Origin of the sequence: Streptomyces sp. CAI-85 (genome assembly GCF_013363615.1) — a bacterium.
In the GTDB taxonomy this organism is placed as follows: domain Bacteria; phylum Actinomycetota; class Actinomycetes; order Streptomycetales; family Streptomycetaceae; genus Streptomyces; species Streptomyces antibioticus_B.
In genome coordinates, this window is sequence record NZ_JAANNX010000055.1 from 16,437 (window position 1) to 33,622 (window position 17,186).

Below are 17,186 nucleotides of genomic sequence, written 5' to 3' on the forward strand. Positions count from 1 at the left end.
CGGACAGTCGTCATCGGACCCTGCTGCGCAGGGTCGTGAACAGATACGCGCAGAGCAGCGTGGTCAGCGACAACGCCAGTGCCCAGCCCACGGGTTGGGCGACGAGGCGCACCGCTGCGGACAGATAGCGCTCCCCGCCGAAGGGCCACTGCACCAACAGCACTTCGCGCAGGCGCACCGAAAGTCCCGCCGCGGTCCGCACTGATGTGTTCCCGGCGGCCGCCTGTACGAGGGGTACGACGGCGACCGGAACGGCGAGCACCGCCGCCAGTCCTGCCGTGGTGGAGCGGAAGACACCCGCGGCCAGGACGCCGGCCCACGCGCAGCCGACGACCAGTCCGAACCAACTGGCGGTCAACGCAAGCCAGTCCCCGGGAACCTTCGCGAACTCCCGACCGTAGAGCAGGTAGAGCACTTCGGCGTTGCAGCCGATCGTGAGGAAGGCCAGCAGCAGCGCGGTGAACGCGGCGACGACGAGCTTGGCGGTGAGCATGCCCAGCCTCCGGGGCACGGTCCCGCGGTCCGCGGCCAGCGCGGGGTGACGGAACTCGTCCCCGAAGGCCAGCGCCCCCAGCAGCCCCGCCCCGAGCGCCGCGGGCGGCAGCGGCAACTGCGCGGGCCACGCGGCCAGCAACCGCGCCTGCGGGGTGTGCCCCACGCGCGCGAGGAGTACGGCGGTGAGGGCGGACACGACCAGGACGGCGGCCCCGGTCAGGAAGCCCGTGCTGATGCCGGCGGCGCGGCGGAGTTCGTAGCGAAGTGGACGGAGCGGGCTGGGGGCGGAGCGGACGGAGATGGGGGGCGGGAGGGCGGAAAGGGCGTCGGCGGCGCGGGGGGAGGGGAGGGAGGGCGCGGGGAGGGAGGGTGACGGGGCGGGGGTGGGAGGGGTGGTGTCGGTGCCCTCGGTCTCGGCCTCGACCCCGGTCTCAACCTCGGCTTCGGCAGGGTTGTCGAACGAGTCGTCGGTGTCGGTATCGGTGTCCGACTCGGTGCAGTCCGCCGTAGCGGATGCCTCGACGTGAGCCTCTGCCCCCACCACACCCACGGCAGCCGTCAAGACAGCGCTGCTCCCCATGTCACCTGTCTCGTCGGCGAGTTGGTGGATGAGGATGCCGTGGCGGAAAGCCGCCTCTCCTACGTCTGCGCACGTACTGCCGTACACCGAGAGCCGGTTGCCGTCCTCCTGGACGACCTCGACGGAGCAGTGCGCGGTCCGGGCCTCCTTGGTGAGCAGGGCGGCGAGGCGGGCGGCGTGCGGGCTGCGGACGGCCACGCGGGGGCGCAGCCGGGTGCGGGCGAAGTCGGCGGCGTCCTGGTCCGCGACGAGCCTGCCCTCCTTCAGGGTGACGACCTGGTCAGCCGTGCGAGCGGCCTCCTTGGGGTCCGCGGTGGTCGTCAGGACCGTGCCCCCCTGGTCCGCGTGGGCCCGCAGCATGCCGTGCAGCCAACGGTTTTCGCGCGACGAGAGCCCGTCCGCGGGGGCGTCGAGGACGAGGGTGTGCGGGTCCGCGAGCAGGGCGCAGGCGAGACCGAGACGTCGGTCCATGCCGCGGGAGAGGGTGCCGAGGCGTTCGTCGCGGAGGCTGACCAGGCCGACGACCTCCAGGACTTCGTCGGCTCGCCTGACCGGAACTCCGGTGGCCGCGCACAGCATCCGCAGATGACCGCGGACGGTGCGGGACGGGTGTCCGGGTACATCGCCCAGAAGAACGCCTACTTCACGGGAGGGGTGGGCGATGCGGTGCAGGGGGCGGCCTCTGAAGTAGGTGAGACCGCGCCCCTGTTGGAGTTCGAGCATGAGTCTCAGCACCGTGGTCTTGCCCGCGCCGGACGCGCCGAGCAGTACGGTGACGCGGCCCGCGCGTGCCTCGAAGGAGACGTCGTCGACGGCGGGCGGAAGCGCCTTGCGGGGGTTGCTGGTCAGTCCGACGGCCTGGATCACCCGAAGCAAGATAGCGCGTTATGTCCGATTTCCCCGGTCACCGCACTGCCGACGAGCCAGGCGTGATCCTCAACGGCCGTGACGGCCCCGGCTCACACCTCGGGCCGCAGCATCGGCGGGTTGAGAAGGGTCGCGCCGCCGGCACGGAAGAGTTGGGCGGGGCGGCCGCCCTGGCGTGTGGTGGTGCCGCCGGTGGGGACCAGGAAGCCCGGGGTACCCGTCACCTTGCGATGGAAGTTGCGAGGGTCCAGCGCCACGCCCCACACGGCTTCGTAGACGCGTCGCAGCTCGCCGACCGTGAACTCGGAGGGACAGAAGGCCGTCGCCAGGGACGAGTACTCGATCTTGGAGCGGGCGCGCTCCACACCGTCCGACAGGATCTGGGCGTGATCGAAGGCCAGGGGCGCGACGGGCTCGCCGTCACGGCCGTACCCGCCCTGTTGGAGCAGTTCCTCGACCGGCGCCCAGCGCGCGTTGCTGGCGTCACCGCCGGCCCGCGGCGCGGGGAGGTCCGGGGCGAGCGCGAGGTGGGCGACGCTGACGACACGCATCCGGGGGTCGCGCTTGGGATCGCCGTAGGTGGCGAGCTGTTCCAGGTGAGCGCCGTTGTCCTGGGACGGGGCGGCGGGATCGTGGGCCCGCAGCCCCGTCTCCTCGGCCAGTTCACGCGCTGCGGCCTGGGAGAGGTCCTCGTCCTCCCGTACGAAGCCGCCGGGCAGCGCCCACCGCCCCTGGAAGGGCGACTCACCCCTGCGTACCGCCAGCGCACACAGCGCATGACGACGCACGGTCAGCACGACCAGGTCCACGGTGACGGCGAAGGGCGGAAAGGCTGACGGGTCGTAGGGCATGCCGCGATCATAGTCGTCTTCCTGACGATAAACACTCCCTTCGTCGGACGCTTCGATGGCCGATCGGCACCGGTTCGGCCGGGCTGGAACCGTTCTGCCCGGCTCCCTCCCGTCAGAGGCCGACGTGCGAGGTCACACCAGGTCGGACCTGGTCACGCTCCCAATTGCAGCCCGTCGGACGCCTCCTCGACCATGGCGAGTCCGAGCCGGCTGACGCGGACCGAGAAGGGGGCGCCCGCGACGCGCAGGCCCGTGAGGACGATCTCGCCCAGGGGAGCGCTGGGGAGTGGGCGAAGGGTGACCGTGCCGGCCGGGGCATCGGGTCTGACACCGGCCGGCATGGTCAGCAGCAGCACCCCGGCGGCCGCGGCGGTGGCGGCGGGACGGCAGGCCGCCGGGTGCGGCAGAGGGACTCCGGCCTCGCCACGCTGCTCCCCCGCGTACATCTCGGGGAGGCGGTGGTCGAACGCCTCGGCCGCCGCCAGCAGGCCGCGCAGCAGCGCACCGGCCTCCTTCTCGTGACCGGTGGCGGCCATGCCCGCCACGGCGATCGCCGTCTCGTGCACGCGTACAGCGCCGTTGCGGTGGCCGAAGGGGTTGTGCCCGGCTTCGTTGGCAGCCAGGCTGCGCAGTCCCCAGCCGGAGTCCATGACCGGACTGGCGAGGAGGCGGACCAGTTGGTCGGTGCGCACCTTGTCGAGCAGTCCCGGGGCCATTTCGCCACCGCCCAGCAGACCGGTGTCGAGCAGGTGGGCCGTGGTGGCGCGGAGCTGGGGCACCGGCCGCCCGTCCGAGGTGAGAGCGGCCGCAGGCCGACCGCCACCCGGATCGTCGGTCCAGAAGTCCTGCCGGAACGCGGCCCGCAGGGCCAACGCCCACTCCCGCAACTGACCGCCACCCGGTCTGCCGCACGCGTCGAGAAGATCGGCTCCGAGGAGTGCCGCGCGGTGTGCGTGGGCCTGCGTCTCGCAGCGGACCGGTCCGCCCGGCTGCGGATCGCGCAGATAGGGGCCGTCGCCGACGGTGGCGAGCAGCCAGGACAGGCAGCGCTCGGCGGCCGGGAGCAGCTCCTCCGTGTCCTGCTCGGGCAGGCCCCATCGGCGGGCCTCGGCGAGCAGGACCGGGAAGAGCAGGGTGGCCTCCGTCCCCGTGCAGCTCGGCGGCAGATGTGCGCCCGCGTCCCGGCGGGGGCCGGGGATCATGCCGGTCCTCGGCCTCTCCCCCGCGATCTGGCTGCGGGCGAGGACGCGCAGTGTTCCGGCGGCCAGCCTGGTGCCGAGCGGCAGTGCCATCCGGGCTGCGGCGAGCGCCTCGGCGGGGGCCAGACCGCAGCGCCATGGCGCGCCCGCGGCGAGATGTGTGTCCGACGGGTGAGCCGGGTCGCGCACCAGCAGGGCCTGAAGGTCCTCGACGCTCGTGGCGAGGAGTGGCTCGACACGTGGATCGTCGCCCGTAGCCCGCGCGGGAGCTACGGGGCTCGTGGCGGCCCTGCCGGCGGGCCGGACGGGGCCCGCGCCCTCCAGGCGGGCCTTCAGCTCCACGGAGACGCTGCCGCCGGGAGGTACGTCGAAGTCCCAGCGCAGCAGTCCCGCGGAGGCGAGTGCGTCGGCGGGCGGCGGACTCGCCGTGACGCAGGACGCCCCGTGGGCGCCGGACCAACGCAGGCCCGAGTCGTGGACGCTGGCGGGCAGTTCGGGACCGACGGTGCCCGACGCGATCGCCCCGAGGTCGGCCAGGTCCGTCCCGAGGGCCACCTCGACCGGGAGCCGCAGGGGCCGGGTGGCGGCGCTCCGCAAGGTGATCCGTTCGGTGCCGTCCGCGGACCGGGTCCGCTCGACGACGACGTCCGGGTCCGGTCCGCCGTGCGGCGTGACGCGCAGGGTGCCGATGAAACGAGCCCGGTCGGCGGACGTCATCCTGGCCTGGACGACCAGTGGTTCCCGTCCGGCCACCCGCACCTGGCAGCGGGCCAGGACGCGTCGGCCCGCTCGGTAGATCCCCTCCAGCCCCTGCCCGGTGAGCTGGCCTTGGTCCGTGGAGACGGCCAGGCCCGGCAGGGCGACGCAGATCATCGCCGTGTGAGCGGGCGGCAGACCGGCGGAGCGCTGCGCCGGAGCCGCCGATGCGGCCGAGCCGCCCGGCGGGACGGAGCCTCTCGGCACCGACGGGCGACGCGTCGCGCTCAGGGACACCGTGGTGTTGAGGGACGAGGCCGGAGTACCCGGCGCCCCCAGGGACGGCCTCGGTACCTCGGCACCTGGAGTGGTGGCCCCAGGCATGGAGCGTTCGTCGGCGGTGGAGGGCGGAGTCGGCTGGTGCATAGGGGCTTCTTCGCTCTCTGTGCGCCTCGGACAAGGTTGTTGCCGGTGGGAGGGCCCCCGCTGGCAGGGTGCGGCGTGGCGGTACGGCGCGCGCGGGCGTACCGCCACTCAGGTGAACGGGCGTGGCTCCCCCGGGTCACGCCTCTCATCACCGAGGCCCACGAATGGCCGTGTGGCACGCGTGCCGACGCTCACCCCTCCTTCTTTGAGCCGTCGTTGTCGGGCCTCGCCCGTTCCGGACGGTCGCCCCGGCTCCGCACTGCGGGGTTCACCTCGGTGCGAGGCCGTGAGCCGCCCCGGCCCGGAGGGACAGGGCGCGTGGTGCTCGAAGAGGGACGGACCAGACCCGAACGTCGACGCCGGCGGCCGGTCAGCGTCGCCGGCGCACAGCCGTTCCGCTGCCGAGGCACCCGTACGGACGTCTGCTCCGGCACCTGCGCACGCACCTGGTCGTCAGCCTGACCGCTCATCCGGTCACCCGGTGGCGCGAGTTCGTGCTCCCCGGGCAGGCCGTCCCCGTCGGACGGCGCCCCGCGCCGCTCCCGTGCCGAGCGCAGGCAGCGTCGTACCGACTCGGGGTCGAGGCCCTCGTTGCATGCCTGGTGGAGAAGTCGGGCGAAGAGGTAGTCGGGATCCGCGCCGAGGGCCATGGCCAGCGCTTCCCTGGCTTCCAACTCGTCTCCGCTGGACCAGGCGACCCAGCCCGCCAGCGTGAGGGGTGCCGCCGCGTGTTCGCCGTACGGGCCGACACAGCGGCGCGCCAACGCCCGCCACAGACGCAGGGCCGGAGCTGCCTCGTCGCCCTCCATCCACTCGGCCGCACGGTCACGCGTCTCACGGTCCTGGAGGCCGAGGATGAGCGTCGCGGCCTCGTCGGACCCGATCAGTTCGTCGTCCCGGCGATCCGCGAGCGATACACCGGGAATCGCGGGCGCTTCGCCGAACCGCCGGATGAGACGTCCGGCCAGATCGAGGGTCTCCTCGGCCACCTCCGCACGGCTCACGTCGTCGAGAATCCTGGGGACGAGCGCCATGCCCGCGGCGTCCAGCGCGACCTCCTGCTCCAATGCGTCGCTGCCCTCCCAGGCCAGCAACCTGGCCCGCAACTCGCGCAGTGTGCCCCGGACCTGGATCCCCGCGTAGGTCGCGGCAGCGGCCAGCACGGAGGTACCCGGCAGACCCATGGCGGTGCCTTCGACCGGACAACAGCCTTCCCTGGAGCAGCAGTACGACCAGAATCGACCGTCGGAGATGCACAACGCCTCGATCACCGGGACTTCAAGGTCCCCGCAGGCCAGGCGCAGCTTGTGGGCCAGCGGTTGCAGCCGCTCCATGACCTGCCGGCCCGTCTCGCCCGGGGCCGGCTCCTGGCAGAGGTAGACGACCATCTGGGAGGGTCGCACTCCTCGCCGTTCGCGGCCCTTCACCAGTCCCCGCGCGAGTTGCACCGCGACGTCGGGCCAGTCGTCCGGGTTGGCGGGGATGCCGAGCCGGGCCCGTCCGCCGAACCTGCCCCGTCGGCCTCGGTCGTCCAGGGTCACCAGGACGATGCTGTCCTCCGGCCGGTGTCCGAGCAGGTACGGCAGCGCGTCGGCCAGTTCGGCGGGTGTGCGCAGGGTGACTTGGTGGGCGGTCGGGCTGCTGTCGTACGAGGTCCTCGCGTCGTACGGGCTGTGACTGATGTACGGCAGGGGGCCGTCGTCGATGGGCGGGGCACCGGCGTCGGCCTCGTCACCGAAGAACTCCCTCTCCTCCCACTGCTCCCACTCTTCTCGCTCCGCCTGCCCCGCCGGCCCGCCACCGCCGGTGATGTCGCCGTTTTCGGGGGATCCAGTCGTTTCGCTGTGATTCGTCATGCGCTGACGATCTCGCGGATCGCGAAGTTCCGCTTGGCCTGTGGATAACTTCGATCAGGGCCACGACAACAGTCGAAGGCGGGCGACAACAGTCGAAGGCGGGCGGCGACGGTCGAGGGCGGGCGGCGACCGGATTGTCAGTGCCGTCCTGTTGTATGGAGGCATGGAGCACACGAACAACGCGGATCTCCGGGCGGACGCCGACGCCGTCCTCGCCCGGCTCGTCGGCGACGCCACCGGCGGTGCCCGGCTGCGTGAGGACCAGTGGCGGGCCATCGAGGCGCTGGTCGCCGACCGGCGCCGGGCCCTGGTCGTCCAGCGCACCGGATGGGGCAAGTCCGCGGTCTATTTCGTGGCGACCTCGCTGCTCCGGGCCAGAGGCTCCGGGCCCACCGTGATCGTGTCACCGCTGCTCGCCCTGATGCGCAACCAGGTCGAGGCGGCGGCCCGGGCCGGTATCCACGCACGGACGATCAACTCCTCCAACACCGAGGAGTGGGAGACCGTGCAGGGCGAGATCGCGGCGGGTGAGGTCGACGTCCTGCTGGTGAGTCCCGAGCGGCTCAACAACCCCGATTTCCGCGATCAGGTGCTGCCCGCGCTGGCCGCCGCGACCGGGCTGCTGGTGGTCGACGAAGCCCACTGCATCTCCGATTGGGGCCATGACTTCCGCCCGGACTACCGTCGGCTGCGGACCATGCTCACCGACCTCCCGGCGGGCGTTCCGGTGCTCGCCACGACGGCGACGGCGAATGCGCGCGTGACGGCCGACGTGGCCGAGCAACTGGGCACGGGGGGTTCGTCGGACGCGCTGGTGCTGCGCGGCCCGCTGAACCGGGAGAGCCTCAGCCTGAACGTGCTCCGGCTGCCGGACGCCGCGCACCGCATGGCCTGGCTCGCCGACCACCTGGACGAGCTGCCGGGCTCCGGGATCATCTACACGCTCACCGTGGCCGCCGCCGAGGAGGTCACCGCCTTCCTCCGGCAGCGCGGACACCTGGTCGCCTCCTACACGGGCCGTACGGAGAACGCCGAGCGGCAGCAGGCCGAGGAGGATCTGCTGGCCAACAAGGTCAAGGCGCTGGTGGCGACCTCGGCGCTCGGCATGGGGTTCGACAAGCCCGACCTGGGCTTCGTCGTGCACCTCGGTTCACCCTCCTCCCCCATCGCCTACTACCAGCAGGTGGGCCGGGCCGGCCGCGGTGTCGAGCACGCCGAGGTGCTTCTGCTGCCGGGCAGGGAGGACGAGGCGATCTGGGAGTACTTCGCGTCGCTCGCGTTTCCCCCGGAGGACCTCGTGCGCCGCACCCTGGACGTCCTCGCGCGCGCGGAGAAGCCGATGTCGCTGCCCGCCCTGGAGCCCTTGGTGGAGCTGCGCCGCTCCCGTCTGGAGACCATGCTCAAGGTGCTCGACGTGGACGGGGCGGTCAAGCGGGTCAAGGGCGGCTGGACCGCCACCGGCCGGCCGTGGACGTACGAGACCGAGCGGTACGACTGGGTGGCGCGCCAGCGCAAGGCCGAGCAGGAGGCGATGCGGCAGTACGCGTCGACGACGGAGTGCCGGATGGAGTTCCTCCAGCGCCAGCTCGACGACGAGGGCGCGAGGCCCTGCGGACGCTGCGACAACTGCGCGGGAGCCCGCTACGCCGCCGATACGTCCTCGGCGGCACTGGACGCCGCGCGGGTCGATCTGGGCCGCGCGGGTGTCGAGGTGGAGCCCCGTCGGATGTGGCCGACCGGTCTCCCCGCGATCGGCATGGACCTCAAGGGACGGATCTCGGCGGGCGAACAGGCGGCCACCGGAAGGGCCTTGGGGCGCCTTTCGGACATCGGCTGGGGCAACCGGCTCCGTCCGATGCTCACGGCGCAGGCTCCGGACGGATCAGTTCCGGACGACGTGGCGCGGGCCGTCGTGACCGTCCTGGCCGATTGGGCGAAGGGGCCGGGCGGTTGGGCCTCCGGGGAGGCCGACGCGCAGCCGCGCCCGGTCGGTGTGGTCACCCTCGCGTCGCGCACCCGGCCGCAGTTGATCCGTTCACTGGGCGCACGCATCGCGGAGGTCGGCCGGCTGCCGCTGCTGGGCACGGTCGAGTACAGCGGTGACGCCCCACCCGTCCCCCGGAGCAACAGCGCTCAGCGTCTCAAGGCGCTGGACGGCATGCTGGAGGTGCCGCGGGAGCTGGCCGCCGCCCTCGCGGAGGCGCAGGGGCCCGTACTGCTCGTGGACGACTACGTGGAGACGGGCTGGACCCTCGCGGTCGCCACCCGGCTGCTCCGCCGCACCGGGGCGCAGGGGGTATTGCCTCTCGTCCTCGCTGTGCAGGGATGATCACAGCGCGTGGCGGCCGCCGCGCCCTTCCCAACACCCCTGTGACACGGCTGAGTCCGCCTGCCTCCGCATGAGCGGGACAGGCGGCGGCCCACGCGTCGAACTACGCATCACCGGGTAGGGATATATGACCCGGACCTCCATATAACGGTCGGTGGCCCCAATTGCTCGTTGCCGCATCCCAGTTCGACAGGAAGAATTGAATTCCGCTCCCCGCACGGATCCCGCCCGTAGTTCCGGAAGGGCTCTCTGTGGCGTGCGCTCCCCCGAATCCGACCCGCCCGCAGTGTGGGCCGTAGCCGAAGGGAGGATCGTGACCCTCGGATTCGCTCCGTCCTCGGCAGCATCGCTGTCGTCCACGTCCGCCGCCTCCGCCAACCGCCTGCTCGAGCCCGCCGAATGGGCCGCGGCCGGCATCCCTCTGCTGCGCAACCCGCGGGAAGTGGTCAGCGGTCTGCACGCACGGCACGTGCCCAGGCCGGCCACCGCCGTCGTGGCCGTCCTCGATCCGGACGAACGGGTGTGTGCCAGCGCCTCGTTCACCCGGCGTCAGGCACCGGCCGACGGCTGGATGTTCCGCAACGCGCTGCTCGCCCAACTGCGCCGGATCATTCCGCACGACCTGCGGCGCCGCACCCCGGTGCGCACCGCCGTGCTGATGTACTGCCGTGACGGCGAGGCGCGTTGGACGGAGGAGGACGGCGCGTGGATGTGGGGGCTGCGGGACGCCTGCACCCTTCACGGGCTGCGCTGCGGGGCGTACATCACGCTGACGCGGGACGGCTGGCAGGTCCTCGGTGAGGGGCGCGGCGGACGGCGCCCCAACTCGGAGTCCGCGGCGGAGCCGTTCGGCCTGTTCGAGGCGCCGCCGCCGCTGCCCCGGACCGGCGGTGCCGCGTCGGAGGTGCTCCGCCGCGCCGCCGCTCGCTGAGCCGGACGCCGGTCCGACCCGTACCACTCCCTGACGCATCCGGGACGCATTCGGACGCGGAAGGGAGAGCCGGCCGAGGGGATCAGGCACTACCGAGGGCGCTCCCCCGGCCGCCGTGCGGCGCACGGCGCATCACGCACGACGTGAGCCTGCGAGTCGGGAACCATCGGCGGCGGGCGGACGTTCATCCAGTGAGCCGCCCGAGGCGGGCCACAGACGCCGGGCCCGCAGGCCCGGCGATCAGCCGGCGACACCCGACGCCTGCCGGACGGCAGCGGAACATCGGCTCCGGGCCTCGATCAGGACCCCGGCCACGCCGAAGCGTGCCGGGACGCCGTCATCCGCGCGCGCAGAAGCGGCGCGTGGAGCAAAACCGTGGAGGTGCCGCCGCGACGACGCCTCCCCGGCTCCGATGTCCCCGGCCTACCGGAACCGGCTCAGACGCCCGCGCCCAGCGCCGCGTTGATCCGCTGCGGGTCTCCGCAGACGATCAGCAGGGCGCCGGCCCGAGCGCGAGCCAGGGGCAGAGCGGTGGCGGCGGCCGTGTCGGAGCCGCCGTTGACGGCGACCACGACGACCGGGCGCGCCGACGCCCGGCCCATGGCGGCGGCATCGGCGTAGAAGACGTCGTCTCCCGCGTCGTGCTGCGCCCAGTAGGACGCTTCGCCGAAGGTCAGCTCGTGGGCGGCCCAGGGGTGCTGCTCGCCCGTGGTGAGGACCAGCACCTCCCCCGGAGCGCGACCCGAGTCGAGCAGCAGGTCCACCGCCTCCTCGGCGGCGTCCAGGGCGCCGTCGGCCGAGGCGGGGATGAGCTGGATCTGGGGAACCGCCGTGGCGGGCGCGGAGGCGGCGGGAGCGGCCGGGGCCGAGGGCCCGGGCTTGGGCGCGACGTCACGCGGGGCGCGCTGCGCCGGCGGCGTGGGCCGCAGAGGTCCGGGACGACCGGGGCGCGACGGCGCCGCAGGACGGGGACCGGGTACGGGGCGAGGGGTCGGCGCTGTGCGGCCACTGGCCGGAGTGGCGCGGGGACCCTGGGCACTCTCGTGAATCTGAGGCTCCTCGGGAATGAGAGGCATGAGCTGTTTTTTATCAAACGTTGGTGCGGCTCGCGCCAGCAGGTGGCACACCAGTGCGAGCGGAATCGTCAGAAGTCGAAGCCGAGCTGGCCCTCGATCTCCGGAACGCTTCCCTCCGCCCAGCTACGGGCCTTCTTGAGATGCCGCCACTGGGGCAGCGCATCAAGATACGCCCACGACAACCGGTGGAACGGAGTGGGGCCCCGTACCTCCAGTGCGGCCTTGTGCACAGGTGAGGGATACCCGGCATTGTCCGCAAAACCGAAGTCTGCATGGTCGATACCCAGTTCGGCCATCATTTTGTCGCGCTGAACCTTCGCGATCACCGAGGCCGCCGCCACCGCCACGCACGAGCGGTCGCCCTTGATGACCGTACGGACCTTCCACGGGGCGCCGAGGTAGTCGTGCTTCCCGTCGAGGATCACCGCGTCGGGCCGGACCGGCAGCGCGTCCAGTGCCCGCCCTGCGGCGAGCCGCAGCGCGGCCGTCATGCCCAGTCCGTCGATCTCCTCGGGAGAGGCATGCCCCAGGGCGTAGGAACTCACCCATTTCCGCAGTATCTCGTCGAGTTCGTTGCGTCGCTTGACGGTGAGGAGTTTGGAGTCGGTGAGGCCGACGGGCGGCCTGCGCAGTCCGGTGATCGCCGCGCAGACGGTGACGGGTCCGGCCCACGCTCCGCGGCCGACCTCGTCGACACCGGCGATGACCTTCGCTCCGGTCGTGGCGCGGAGGGAGCGCTCGACGGTGTGAGTAGGGGGTTCGTACGGCATGGCGCCCTTAGCGTACGCCGCCCGGATCCCCTCGCGACACCCCGGCCCCCTCCAGGGCCCGACCGCACCGAAATCGTCCTCGGGCCGACCGGAACCGTGCCGAACTCATTCGCCGATGCACACGCTCACGACATGCGTCGACACAGCCCGAATGACGGCGGAAGCGGAGACTTTCCCGCCCCCACCACCCGCCTATGACCAACCAATTAGTCCATCACAGGCAGCTACACGCGAAGGACGCGCCCGGCAGCGCATCCCACAGAAGATCACGCCTGCGAATTAACAAGGGAGTGTCGCCGCGCGCCGTCACTCAGTGCCTCGCACCCACTCCGGCAGCGCCTCGACCTGGTCCGCCCAGGCGGTGGGAGGAGCACCGGCCTTCCCCGCGGCCAGGACGCCGCCCACGATGGCGCAGGTCGTGTCCACGTCGCCGCCCACCTGGGCGGTCGTCCAGAAGGCGCCCTCGAAGTCGCCGAGGGCGCGCGCCGCCGACCAGAGGGCGAAGGGCACGGTGTCGTGGGCCGAGGTGCGCCGTCCGCAGCCCAGCACGGCGGCGACGGTGGCGGCGTCGCCGTAGTCGAGCATGTCCCTGGCCCGTCGCAGGCCGGCGCCGACGGCGCTCTTCGGGATGAGCGCGATCACGCCGTCGAGCAGGGCGCCGGGGCTCGGCGGGCCTCCCGGCGCGCCGGCGAGCGCCGCGGCCGCGGCGACGGCCATGGCCCCGACGACGGCCTCCCGGTGCTGGTGCGTGGGGTAGGAGGAGATCTCGGCCTGGTGGGTGGCCTGCTCGGGGTCGTCGGCGTACCAGGCGCCGAGGGGGGCGATCCGCATCGCGGCGCCGTTGCCCCAGGAGCCCTGGCCGTTGAAGAGCGCGGCCGAGAGTTCGCGCCAGTCGGCGCCCTCCCTGACCAGCCGGAGCAGTCGGTTGACGGCGGGGCCGTAGCCCCGGTCGAAGTCGTGGTGGTGCGCGAAGGCGTGCGCGAGGGCGTCCTGGTCGATGCGGTGGTGGGCGGCGAGGACGGCCACCACGGAGCAGGCCATCTCGGTGTCGTCGGTCCACTGCCAGGGACCGGGGGGCAGCTCGCGGCGCTTCAGCAGCGGGTAGTTCACCGGGACGAAGAACTGTGAGCCCAGTGCGTCACCCACCGAGAGTCCGCGCAGGCTGGCGAGGGCGCGCTCCAGGCGCCCGTCGGGAGAGGAGTCAGCGGTCATCGCTCTGCCACTCTATCCGGTGATCCCGTACGGTTCCGGATCTCGCCAGCGGTCGAAGGGCCGGTCAAGCGTGTACTTGCCGTCGTCTCCAAGAACGAGCATCCGCATCTCGGCGTTCCCGGGGTTCGACAGCGACTCGAACTCGGCGACCGTCCAGTGGAACCAGCGCATGCAGAAGAGGCGCATGGCGAGGCCGTGGGTCACGATGAGCACGTTCGGAGGGTGGTCGGGGGCCTCGAAGCTGCGGAACAGGCTCTCCAGGAAGCCGCCGACCCGGTCGTAGACGTCGGCTCCGCTCTCGCCCTGGGCGAAGCGGTAGAAGAAGTGCCCGTAGGCGTCCCGGTACGCCTTCTGGAGGCGTACGTCGTCGCGGTCCTGCCAGTTTCCCCAGTCCTGCTCGCGCAGCCTGGGCTCCTCGCGTACGCGTATGAGGTCGCTGTCGAGGTGGAAGGCCCGCAGGGTCTCGTGGGTGCGCCGATACGGTGAGACGTAGACGCTGACGCGCTCGCGGCCGAGGACTTCCCGGAGCCTTCGGCCGGTCTCCTCTGCCTGTTGTCGCCCGCGGTCGGTGAGGGCGAGTGCGTGGTCGGGTTCACGCTCGTAGACGGTGTCATCAACATTGCCCGTTGACTCCCCGTGCCGGACAAGGACGATGCGCCGTGGTCGTGCCATGCCAAGACCCTAGATCGGGTGGCGGCAGATCGAATACTCGTCCCGGCACCATACGGCGTAGGTCACACGGATTCCGCACCGGAAATCACACGGGTGTACGGGTCGCGGACCCCCGGACTCTCCGATCCGGGATCTCACACCGTCCAGGTCGACTCCAGCTCGACGATGTCCCCGGTCAGGGCGGCTATGTCCGCCTCGGTCTGGGCGCGCAGCGCGAGCCGCTCCACGCGTTCGGTGCGGTACTTTCCGTGCTCGGCCTCGGAGCGCCACATCGACAGGACCAGGAACTCATGTCCCGGCGCCTCGCCGAACATCCCGCGGATCATGCCGGGCGAGCCGGCCATGGCGGGGTTCCAGACCTTCTCCTGCATCAGGGTGAAGTGCTCGGCGCGCTCCTCGTGGACCCGGCACAGGGCGACCCGCAGCAGGTCGGAGTCGGTGAAGCGGGGCTCGAACCCCGTCTTCACGTCGAAGCGGTAGTCGAAGAGCCGGACCTGGGCGTCCTTGAAGGTGCCGGCCTGGGTCGCGGCCAGCCGGTCGTGGGAACGGGCCATGAACGAGTCGTAGAAGGCGCGGCTCTCCCAGAAGGCGAAGACATGCGCCACCGAGGGCCGTCCCCTGCTCCAGCCCCCGCCCTGTCCCCGAAACCCCGGCTCCCCCAGAAGCCCCGCCCACTTCCGCTGCCCCCGCTCGAAACCGCGGCGGTCCACCACGGTGCAGCGAATCCACTTGACCAGCACCGCGCCATCGTAAGGCCAGAAGGCCACGCGGCGTGGCGTCGGTCACTCTCTGGCGCGGAGCGGTCATGCCGACTGTCGGCCCCTCGTGGCAGGATGGACAACCTGCCCTGACGAGGCAGCAGTTCGGACGACGGCAGTCGGGGACACGGGGAGGAGAGTCCGGTGAACGGCCTCAACAAGGGGATCCGCAAAGTCGAGATGGCGCTGAAGTGGGACCCGAGTCCCACTGGGCAGTCCGACACGGACCTGGACATCGTTGCCGCGACCTATCTGGCGGACGATCCGCACGGCGCGCCCGCCTACGTGGTGCACTTCGACAGCCGCTCCCCCGACGGCACCATCATCCTCAACCGGGACAGCAAGGACGGCAAGGGCTTCGGCTGGGACGAGGTCATGACGCTGGAGCTGGACCGGCTGAACGCGCGGTACACGCGTGTGGTGCTCGGTGTGGTCATCCAGCAGCACCGCGAGGACCGGACGTTCGTGAACGTGGCCAACCCGGCCTACCGGATACGGGAGGGCTACACCGTCCTGGCCGAGGGCGACTTCGGCGACGTCCTGGGCGCCACGGCGGCGACGGTCGCGGAGTTCGTGCGCGAGAGCGACGGCTGGTCGTTCGACTCCGGTGTCCAGGGCTTCGAGGACGACCCGGCGACGTTCACCCGCGTCATGGGCCAGGTACGCCGGTCGTCCTGATGCCCTGAGGCCGGCCGCCTCGCACAGGCCGCCGTACACGCCGAAGGCGGTGGAACCGAGACCGGCTCCACCGCCCTTGACGGATCGTTCACGCCTCAGCGGCGCACGGGACTAACTGCAACCGCTGGTCGAGCCGCAGCCCTCGCAGATGTAGCAGGAACCGGCGCGCTGCATCTTCGTGCCGCAGGAGAAGCACAGCGGGGCGTCGGCCTGGATGCCGAGCTGCATCTCCACCAGTTCGGCGCTGGTGTGGGCCTGCTTCGGGGCGGGCGCCGCCGCCTCGATCTCGGCCTTGGGGGTGACGACGGCCTTGAGGTCCGTCTGCCGCGGGGCGGACTGGGCCAGGCCCTCGACGTCGACGTCCTCGTCGTTCGGCTCGTACGAACCGGTCTCCAGGTGACGCTGACGCTCCTCGGCGGAGTGGATGCCGAGCGCGGAGCGGGTCTCGAAGGGCAGGAAGTCGAGCGCCAGGCGGCGGAAGATGTAGTCGACGATCGACTGCGCCATCCGCACGTCCGGGTCGTCCGTCATACCGGCCGGCTCGAAGCGCATGTTGGTGAACTTCGAGACGTACGTCTCCAGCGGGACGCCGTACTGGAGGCCGACGGAGACGGCGATGGAGAACGCGTCCATCATGCCCGCCAGGGTCGAGCCCTGCTTCGACATCTTCAGGAAGACCTCGCCGAGACCGTCGTCCGGGTAGGAGTTGGCGGTCATGTAACCCTCGGCGCCGCCGACCGTGAAGGACGTGGTGATGCCGGGACGGCCCTTGGGGAGGCGCTTGCGGACCGGGCGGTACTCGACCACCTTCTCGACCGCGGTGCGGATCGTGTCCTCGGCCTTCTCGGTGATCTCGGTCTTCTCCTTCTCCTTGGTCTTCGCGGAGAGGGGCTGGCCGACCTTGCAGTTGTCGCGGTAGATCGCGAGCGCCTTGACGCCGAGCTTCCACGCCTCGAAGTAGATCTCCTCGACCTCCTCGACGGTCGCCGTCTCCGGCATGTTGACCGTCTTGGAGATGGCGCCGGAGATCCAGGGCTGGATCGCGGCCATCATGCGGACGTGGCCCATCGGGGAGATGGCGCGCTCGCCCATGGCGCAGTCGAACACCTCGTAGTGCTCCTGCTTGAGACTCGGGGCGTCGATCACATTGCCGTGCTCGGCGATGTGGGCGACGATCGCCTCGATCTGCTCCTCCTGGTAGCCCAGGCGGCGCAGGGCCTGCGGGACGGTGCCGTTGACGATCTGCATCGAGCCGCCGCCGACCAGCTTCTTGAACTTGACCAGCGCGAGGTCGGGCTCGACACCGGTGGTGTCGCAGGACATCGCGAGGCCGATGGTCCCGGTGGGGGCGAGCACGGACGCCTGGGAGTTACGGAAACCGTTCTTCTCGCCGAGGCGCAGCACGTCCTGCCAGGCCTCCGTGGCGGCGGCCCAGACCGGGGAGTCCAGGTCGTCGGCCTGAACGGCGACGCCGTTGGCGTCGGAGTGCTGCTTCATGACGCGCTTGTGGGCGTCAGCGTTGCGGGCGTAGCCGTCGTACGGGCCGACGACCGCGGCCAGTTCGGCGGAGCGGCGGTACGCGGTGCCGGTCATCAGGGAGGTGATGGCACCGGCCAGGGCGCGGCCGCCGTCGGAGTCGTAGGCGTGGCCGGTGGCCATCAGCAGGGCGCCGAGGTTGGCGTAGCCGATGCCGAGCTGGCGGAACGCGCGCGTGTTCTCGCCGATCTTCTGGGTCGGGAAGTCGGCGAAGCAGATGGAGATGTCCATCGCGGTGATGACCAGCTCGACGA

13 protein-coding genes are annotated in these 17,186 nt (G+C 71.7%); 3 read left to right on the top strand and 10 right to left on the bottom strand.

All coding sequences use genetic code 11. The annotated features are described in order from the left end of the window. Positions 1-10: 10 nt before the first annotated feature. The 4 genes from G6W55_RS31050 to G6W55_RS31065 all read right to left on the bottom strand — a co-directional run bounded on the left by G6W55_RS31050 (position 11) and on the right by G6W55_RS31065 (position 6,970). The gene (locus tag G6W55_RS31050; protein ID WP_175524053.1) at positions 11-1,942 is read right to left on the bottom strand and encodes an ATP-binding cassette domain-containing protein; all 1,932 of its coding nucleotides are present in this window, start codon (positions 1,940-1,942) and stop codon (positions 11-13) included. Between the two features lie 92 nt (positions 1,943-2,034). Further along, a complete protein-coding gene (locus tag G6W55_RS31055) occupies positions 2,035-2,793 on the bottom strand; it encodes an NUDIX domain-containing protein (protein ID WP_085212846.1) in 759 nt (252 codons plus the stop codon). 152 nt (positions 2,794-2,945) lie between these two features. Next, positions 2,946-4,865: a glycogen debranching N-terminal domain-containing protein gene (locus G6W55_RS31060; RefSeq protein WP_175524061.1), complete on the bottom strand. Its 1,920-nt coding sequence runs from the start codon at positions 4,863-4,865 to the stop codon at positions 2,946-2,948. 440 nt (positions 4,866-5,305) lie between these two features. Continuing rightward, a complete protein-coding gene (locus tag G6W55_RS31065) occupies positions 5,306-6,970 on the bottom strand; it encodes a DUF4192 domain-containing protein (protein WP_175524054.1) in 1,665 nt (554 codons plus the stop codon). A 163-nt stretch (positions 6,971-7,133) separates the two neighbouring features. On the opposite strand from G6W55_RS31065, the gene G6W55_RS31070 reads away from it, so the two are divergent. Both G6W55_RS31070 and G6W55_RS31075 read left to right on the top strand, forming a co-directional pair. Further along, on the top strand, positions 7,134-9,299 hold the full coding sequence (locus tag G6W55_RS31070) for an ATP-dependent DNA helicase RecQ (protein WP_175524055.1): 2,166 nt from the start codon (positions 7,134-7,136) through the stop codon (positions 9,297-9,299). Between the two features lie 313 nt (positions 9,300-9,612). Next, entirely contained in the window at positions 9,613-10,230 is a 618-nt protein-coding gene (locus G6W55_RS31075) for a hypothetical protein (RefSeq protein WP_030796610.1), read from the top strand. Between the two features lie 437 nt (positions 10,231-10,667). Here the strand turns inward: G6W55_RS31075 and G6W55_RS31080 are convergent, their stop codons facing one another. The 5 genes from G6W55_RS31080 to G6W55_RS31100 all read right to left on the bottom strand — a co-directional run bounded on the left by G6W55_RS31080 (position 10,668) and on the right by G6W55_RS31100 (position 14,700). Next, positions 10,668-11,306 carry a hypothetical protein gene (locus G6W55_RS31080; protein ID WP_175524056.1) on the bottom strand — a complete coding sequence of 213 codons (639 nt, stop codon included), beginning with the start codon at positions 11,304-11,306 and terminating at the stop codon, positions 10,668-10,670. A gap of 68 nt (positions 11,307-11,374) precedes the next feature. Continuing rightward, positions 11,375-12,076: a ribonuclease HII gene (locus tag G6W55_RS31085; RefSeq protein WP_175524057.1), complete on the bottom strand. Its 702-nt coding sequence runs from the start codon at positions 12,074-12,076 to the stop codon at positions 11,375-11,377. A gap of 306 nt (positions 12,077-12,382) precedes the next feature. Further along, a complete protein-coding gene (locus G6W55_RS31090) occupies positions 12,383-13,288 on the bottom strand; it encodes an ADP-ribosylglycohydrolase family protein (RefSeq protein WP_175524058.1) in 906 nt (301 codons plus the stop codon). A 12-nt stretch (positions 13,289-13,300) separates the two neighbouring features. Continuing rightward, a complete protein-coding gene (locus G6W55_RS31095) occupies positions 13,301-13,960 on the bottom strand; it encodes a histidine phosphatase family protein (protein ID WP_030796603.1) in 660 nt (219 codons plus the stop codon). A gap of 134 nt (positions 13,961-14,094) precedes the next feature. Then, the gene (locus G6W55_RS31100; protein ID WP_030796601.1) at positions 14,095-14,700 is read right to left on the bottom strand and encodes a YdbC family protein; all 606 of its coding nucleotides are present in this window, start codon (positions 14,698-14,700) and stop codon (positions 14,095-14,097) included. A 162-nt stretch (positions 14,701-14,862) separates the two neighbouring features. On the opposite strand from G6W55_RS31100, the gene G6W55_RS31105 reads away from it, so the two are divergent. Then, positions 14,863-15,396 carry a TerD family protein gene (locus G6W55_RS31105; RefSeq protein WP_175524059.1) on the top strand — a complete coding sequence of 178 codons (534 nt, stop codon included), beginning with the start codon at positions 14,863-14,865 and terminating at the stop codon, positions 15,394-15,396. A gap of 111 nt (positions 15,397-15,507) precedes the next feature. Here the strand turns inward: G6W55_RS31105 and G6W55_RS31110 are convergent. After that, positions 15,508-17,186: vitamin B12-dependent ribonucleotide reductase (locus G6W55_RS31110; RefSeq protein ID WP_175524060.1), on the bottom strand; the 1,679-nt coding region annotated here is incomplete at its 5' end.

Excerpts from the sequence above, each read along its gene's own strand:
- G6W55_RS31055 (WP_085212846.1), bottom strand. The coding sequence starts at position 2,793 with ATGCCCTACGACCCGTCAGCCTTTCCGCCCTTCGCCGTCACCGTGGAC.
- G6W55_RS31060 (WP_175524061.1), bottom strand. The coding sequence starts at position 4,865 with ATGATCTGCGTCGCCCTGCCGGGCCTGGCCGTCTCCACGGACCAAGGC.
- G6W55_RS31065 (WP_175524054.1), bottom strand. The coding sequence starts at position 6,970 with ATGACGAATCACAGCGAAACGACTGGATCCCCCGAAAACGGCGACATC.
- G6W55_RS31070 (WP_175524055.1), top strand. The coding sequence starts at position 7,134 with ATGGAGCACACGAACAACGCGGATCTCCGGGCGGACGCCGACGCCGTC.
- G6W55_RS31080 (WP_175524056.1), bottom strand. The coding sequence starts at position 11,306 with ATGCCTCTCATTCCCGAGGAGCCTCAGATTCACGAGAGTGCCCAGGGT.
- G6W55_RS31085 (WP_175524057.1), bottom strand. The coding sequence starts at position 12,076 with ATGCCGTACGAACCCCCTACTCACACCGTCGAGCGCTCCCTCCGCGCC.
- G6W55_RS31090 (WP_175524058.1), bottom strand. The coding sequence starts at position 13,288 with ATGACCGCTGACTCCTCTCCCGACGGGCGCCTGGAGCGCGCCCTCGCC.
- G6W55_RS31095 (WP_030796603.1), bottom strand. The coding sequence starts at position 13,960 with ATGGCACGACCACGGCGCATCGTCCTTGTCCGGCACGGGGAGTCAACG.